3 protein-coding genes are annotated in these 5,909 nt (G+C 73.6%); 2 read left to right on the top strand and 1 reads right to left on the bottom strand.

Annotated features, from left to right (window positions below; all coding sequences use genetic code 11):
• The first annotated feature begins 112 nt into the window (after nt 1-112).
• Nucleotides 113-1,039 carry a hypothetical protein gene (locus KDM41_16900; GenBank protein ID MCB1185106.1) on the top strand — a complete coding sequence of 309 codons (927 nt, stop codon included), beginning with the start codon at nt 113-115 and terminating at the stop codon, nt 1,037-1,039.
• Between the two features lie 45 nt (nt 1,040-1,084).
• The gene (locus tag KDM41_16895) at nt 1,085-4,951 is read left to right on the top strand and encodes a response regulator (protein MCB1185105.1); all 3,867 of its coding nucleotides are present in this window, start codon (nt 1,085-1,087) and stop codon (nt 4,949-4,951) included.
• Nucleotides 4,952-5,054: 103 nt separating this feature from the next.
• On the opposite strand, the gene KDM41_16890 is transcribed toward KDM41_16895, so the two are convergent.
• A partial coding sequence (locus KDM41_16890) for a hypothetical protein (protein MCB1185104.1) occupies nt 5,055-5,909 on the bottom strand: 855 nt, incomplete at its 5' end.

Genomic DNA, 5,909 nt, shown 5'->3' with positions numbered 1-5,909 from the left:
GGTGTACTTCGACGAGCGCGAAGGCCGCTGGTACCTGCAGGGGCGGGTCGAGTAGGCCCGGCGCAACCCGGGCGGTCCGGATTGCGTCCCTCGGGGGAACCCGGAGGTGCCCATGTCCCGCTCCCTCGTCAAACGCTTCGTCCTGGCGGCTCTCGGCCTGTGGCTGCTGGCCGCCCTCGGCCTCGGCGCCGCCTGGCTGCACAGCGGCTGGCGCCGGCTCGACACGCTGCCCACGCCCGACCTCGCCCTCGCCGCGCCGTTCCGGCCCTACGCCGAGCACGGCCAGGTGCCGGGAGCCTGGGACCGACCCTACATCCTGCGTCTGGACGATCCGGCCTCGGGCGGAGCGCTCTACTTCTTCGGCAGCGGGCACACCGGCGATCCCGCCGACCCTCAGATCGCCATGATCAAGGACGCCTGGCGCGCGTTCGACCCCACCCTGGCCCTGATCGAGTCGCGGCTGGGCCTGTACATCGGGGGCCTCGACGCGGGCGTGCGCATGTTCGGCGAAGGCGGCGCCGTGTATGCCCTGGCCCGCGACGACGACGTGCCCGCCTTCTCCCTCGAGCCGGATTGGGCCGACGAGATCGCGGCCGTGCGGGCGACGTGCTCCCGCGAAGAGGTGGCGGCGTTCTACACCATGCGCATGGTCGTCGGCGAGCGCGGAGGGCGCACCGGCGACGCCCTGGAAGACCTGGCCCGCGCGGCGCTGGCCAAGCGGGGCGGGCTGCCCGGTCTCGAGGGGACATTCGCCGACCTGGCGGAATTCGACGCGTGGTGGGGGGAGAACCTGGCCCCGGCCGTCGGCGACTGGCGGGACCTCCCGGCCGAGGCCATGTGGCCCAAGGCCGAAGGCACCCGCCTGAACCTCATCGCCCACGCCTCGAACCGTGCGCGGGACCACCACCTGACGCGCCTGGTCATCGATCGGGTGCGCCACGGCGAGCGGGTGTTCGTCGTGTGCGGCGCCAGCCACGCCCTGACCATCGAGCCGGCCCTGACGGCCGTCCCGGGCTGGCGCAGAGTTGCGAGAATGTGATACAGTCTGTTCAAACCATCGCCAGGCTTCCAGCAGGACGGGTCCATGTTCTCGCCGACACGCCCCCGCACCATCGCGTTCCTGGGGCTGGCCAACGCCGCGATCCTCCTCGCCGGTGCGGCCGGCGCCGGTCCGCATCCCTACCAGGTCTACACCGACGCGAACGGGCTGCCGAGCAGCTCCGTGCTCGGCGTGAGCCAGGATCCCGACGGCTACATGTGGTTCGCGACGCGCAACGGGCTGACCCGCTACGACGGTGCCGAGTGGTACGACGTCGTGCAGGAGAACGACAGCTTCGGCCGGGGCTGCCGCGACGTGGCCAGCGACGGCACCGGGCGGCTCTGGACGGTCAGCCTGTGGGGTTCGCCCGTCGTCTGGTGGCGGGGGGACGACGGCTGGAACAAGCTGGAGCCCCAGGCCTTTCCGAACCCCGGCGCCGACCTGAAGTTCGCCGTCGGCGACAGCCGCGACAGCCCGGGGCCGGTGGTTCTCGGGGCGCTGGCGGATTCGGTCCTGTGGTGGCGCGGCGGCGAGTGGGAGGTGCTGCGCGCCGAGGGTCCGACCCATCAGATCAACGACGTGGACATCCTCGACGGCACGCTGCTGGTGGCGACCAGCCGGGGTCTGCTGACGGCGGGCCCGCGCGGCGCGCTGGTGCCTCTCGGGGCGGTGGGCGTGCCGACCGGTCCGGTCCTGGCGACCTGCCGGGCCCGGGAGGGCGGCGCGGTGTGGCTGGTCGGGGAGACGTGGATCGGCCGCCTCGCCGACGGTCGCTGCGAGGTGCTCGCCGACGGACTGCGGATCGAACTCGAACAGGGCACGTTCGGGGTCGCGGCCGTGGCCGAGCCGGCCGGCGGCATCTACTTCGGCGGCACCAACGAGGTCTTCTCCTTCCATCCGCGTTTCGGTCTCGAGCGGCTGCTCATCACCGACCGCATGGCCGGCGACGGCGCGACCGATCTCTTCCTCGACCGCGAGGGCACCGTCTGGCTCGCCAACATGCGCGGCGTCTGCAAGCTCGCCGACCGCGCCATCACCAGCTACGACCACCACGAGGGCCTCTTCGCCGACGAGGTCTGCGCCGTGCTGCACCGCCGCGACGGCGTCACCGTGCTGGGACATCCGGGCGGCCTGACCGTGCTGTCGGATCCGCCGGTGCGCATCGCCCTGCCCGACGGGGACGAGCGCGTCATGGACCTGGCCGAGGACGCCGTGGGCCGGGTGTGGCTGGCGGCGACCAAGCGGGGCATCGGGCGGATCGAGGGCAACGGCGTCGTCTGGGTCTGGCCTCTCGAGGACCAGATGGGCACGGCCTTCACCCTGCACTTCGACCGCACCGGCCGGCTGTGGATCGGTTCAGCCAACGGGCTGCTGCGGACCACCGCCGCCGGCCTCGAGGAGGTCGTCCTGCCCGGCACGTCCGACGTGCGCCACCTGACGATCCGGCGCATCGAGGAGGCGCACGACGGCGACCTCCTGGTGGCCACGTACCGTCGCGGGGTCTACCGCATCGCCCCGGACGGGATCCGGTCCTGGCAGGACCGGCGGGAGGACCTGGGCAGCAACGTCTACGCCGTCCACGAGACGCGCGACGGGCGGCTGCTCGCCGGCACCCTGTCCGGCCTGTACGAGGCCCGCGGCGACTCGCTCGTGAAGTCGGTCGCGCCGCGGGTCGACCGGCCGATCTACGCGCTCCGCACCGACCCGGACGGGCGCCTGTGGGTCGCCACCGACAACGGGGTGCGCGTGTGGCGCGACGGCGAGCTGATCACCCTGACGGCGCGCGAGGGGCTCATCGGCGGCGAGTGCAACCGCGACGGCCTGCAGTTCGACGCCGCCGGCCGCATGTGGGTGGGCATGGACCACGGCGTGAGCGTGTGCGACCTGGACCTGCGGACGCCGTCGACGGTGCCGCCCCTGGTCGAGTTCCGCTCGCTCGAGGTGAACGGCCGCGCATTGTCGCCCCTCGGCGATCTCGGCATCGCCGCGCCCGTCGACCTGATGGTCGTCGGTTTCCGCGGCCTGTCGTTCCGCGACGAGGCGAGCCTGCGCTTCCGCACCTGGCTCGAGGGGTTCGAGCCGGCGTGGCAGGATCCCGTGGTGGTGCCGGGCCGCAGCCTGCGCTACACCAACGTGCCGCCCGGTCGGTACCGCTTCCACCTCCAGGCCATCCGCAACGACGGCGCCGCCAGCGCCGCGATCACGACCGACTGGATCCGGATCACGCCCCGTCTGCGCGACCGCGCGGCGTTCCGCGCCGCCCTGGTGGCCCTGACCCTGGTGGCCCTGTGGCTCGTGGTGTCGTCGCTCAAGAACCGGCAGTACACGCGCCGGCTGGCGGCCGAGGTGGCCGCGCGCACCCGGGAGCTGCGGGCGTCCGAGGCCGAGGTGCGCCGGGAGAGCGCCCGCCTCGCGGCGACCCTCGGCAGCATCGCCGACGGCCTGATCGGCCTGGATGGCGACCGGGTCGCGCTCATCAATCCGGCCGCGTGCGACATCATCGGGGTGGCCGCGGCCGACGCGGTGGGGCGCAGCCTCGGCACGCTCCTGCCCGGTCTGGCCGCCCGCCTGGAGGGCGCCGCAGTCGGGACGGCCGACCGCGGCGAGGTGCGCATCACGCCCCTGGCCGCGCCGGCGGCGCCGTCCCGCCTGATCGACTTCTCCCTGGCGCCGCTGCGGATCGAGGGCGCCGACAGTCCCGGCCGGGTGATCGCCTTCCGCGACGTGACCGACCGCGCGCGCACCGAACAGGAGCGCCAGCGCGCGCAGAAGCTGGAGTCGCTCGGCGCCCTCGCCGGCGGCATCGCCCACGACTTCAACAACCTGCTCACGGTGGTGGTGGGCAACGTCTCGCTGGTCGAGGAGACGGCGGCGCTGCAGCCGGCCCAGCGGGAGAACCTGCTGCGGGCCCGCCGCGCCATGGAGCGCGCGAGCTCCCTCACGCGCCAGCTGCTCACCTTCGCCCGCGGCGGCGCGCCGGTCCGCGAGTCGCTGGCCGTCGACCGCATCCTCGAGAGCGTGGCCGCCCTCGCGTTCAGCGGGTCGGCCGCCACCTGCCGCCTCGACATCGCCGGCGACCTGTGGACCATCGAGGCCGATCCCGACCAGATCGAGCAGGTCTTCAGCAACCTGATGATCAACGCGGCGCAGGCCATGCCCGACGGCGGTTCCCTGCGCGTGCAGGCCCGCAACGACGTGCAGGCCGACGCCGACGGCGCCCTGCGCCGGATGGTCGTGCTGACCTTCCGCGACGAGGGCGAAGGCGTCGCACCCGACGACCTCGACCGGATCTTCGAGCCCTACTTCAGCACCAAGGAGCGGGGGAGCGGCCTCGGCCTGTCCATCGTGTACTCCATCGTGAACCGGCACGGCGGCGACATCGAGGTCGCCTCGGCGCCCGGTCGCGGCACCGTCTTCACGGTGCGCCTGCCGGCGGCCGATGCGCTGGCCGCCGGGGCGAGCCTGCCGACGGGCGCCCTGCCCGAGCCGGGCGGACGGATCCTCGTCCTGGACGACGAGGAGGACCTGCGCGACCTGCTCGCCGGCCTGCTCGGCACCTTCGGCATTGGCTGCGTGACGTGCGGCCGCGGCGAGGACGCCGTCGCCCGCTTCGCCGCCGCGCAGGCCGCGGGCGAGCCGTTCCGGGCGGTCATCCTCGACCTCACGGTGCCCGGCGGCCTCGGCGGCAAGGACGTGCTGCCCCGGCTGCGCCGGTTGAATCCGCGGATCCGGGCCATCGTCGTCAGCGGCTACTCCCACGACGACGTCATGTCCGACTGCACGGCCTACGGCTTCGATGCGGCCCTCGCCAAGCCCTTCAGCCGCGACGAACTGGCGACCGTGTTGCGTCGGGTCTTCGCCGCCGACCGCTCTCCGGCGCGCCGCGACGGCGAGGCGCCGCGGGCCGACTGACCACACCGCCTCGCCCGGCCCGGCGCCGACATCACGCCGACCGCCCGGCCCCTGGCGGAGGCCGGGCGGTCGCCCACGGCGGACCCGGAGGCCGACTAGCGGACTACAGTCCCGAGTCGAGCACCACGATCTCGTCGCTGCCGTGGCAGGAGATGGCGATGCGCCGGGAGCCGTCGCGCACCCACGCCGCGTGGCCGGGCTCCTGCCCGCCCTCCGGCACCTGATGCGTGGTCTTGCTCACCACGCTGCCGTCGGCCGCCGCGAGCACCGTCACCGTGTAGGTGTCGTCGTTGAAGCCGGTGCTCACCACGGCCACGGTGCCGTTCCCCAGATCCATCACGTCGATGCCCACGGGGCCGTCGCCCACGGCCACGGTGCCGGCCACGCTCGCGCTCGTGCCGCCGTCCCAGAGCACCACCGTCAGCAGGTCGTCCGCGAAGCTCGACACCACGGCCACGCCGCCGGCGGCGCGCACCTTGCGGGGCGAGACGCCGGCCGAGCCGACCACGGTCGCCCGGGCGCCGTCGCGGCCGTGCAGCCAGATGCGCCCGGCATCGACACCGCGGTCCTCGACGATGAGCACGGGGTCGGTCGGGCCGTCGGTGACGGCGCTCACGAGGGTGTCGAAGCTCTCGGCGAAATCACCGTAGGTCAACACGCGCCCGTCGCCCACGAAGGCCTGGGAGGTCTCGTTCCAGGCCAGGGTGCGCACGGCCACGCTCGACACGTACACGCAGCCGGCGTCGCCGAGGGGTCCCAGGAAGTTGGTGGCGTCGTAGACGGGGTTCTGCATCTCGATCAGCTGGGTCCAGCCCCAGCCCTCGGCGCCGTATGCGGTGATGCCCGCGCCGTTGGGGCCGAAGTCGACCACGGCCTCGTGGTAGCCCGAGTCCTTCTCGGTGCCCATGGGCGCGGCGAGCAGGGCGATGCCGAACAGCGTGCGGAACTGGTCGAGGAA

Source organism: bacterium (assembly GCA_020440705.1).
Classification (GTDB): domain Bacteria; phylum Krumholzibacteriota; class Krumholzibacteriia; order LZORAL124-64-63; family LZORAL124-64-63; genus JAGRNP01.
The sequence above is the reverse complement of the archived record's forward strand: the minus strand, read 5'-3'. Positions and strand labels throughout refer to the sequence as shown.

What these genes read in the sequence shown, in the direction of transcription:
- KDM41_16895 (MCB1185105.1), top strand. Translation starts at nt 1,085, where the DNA reads ATGTTCTCGCCGACACGCCCCCGCACCATCGCGTTCCTGGGGCTGGCC.
- KDM41_16900 (MCB1185106.1), top strand. Translation starts at nt 113, where the DNA reads ATGTCCCGCTCCCTCGTCAAACGCTTCGTCCTGGCGGCTCTCGGCCTG.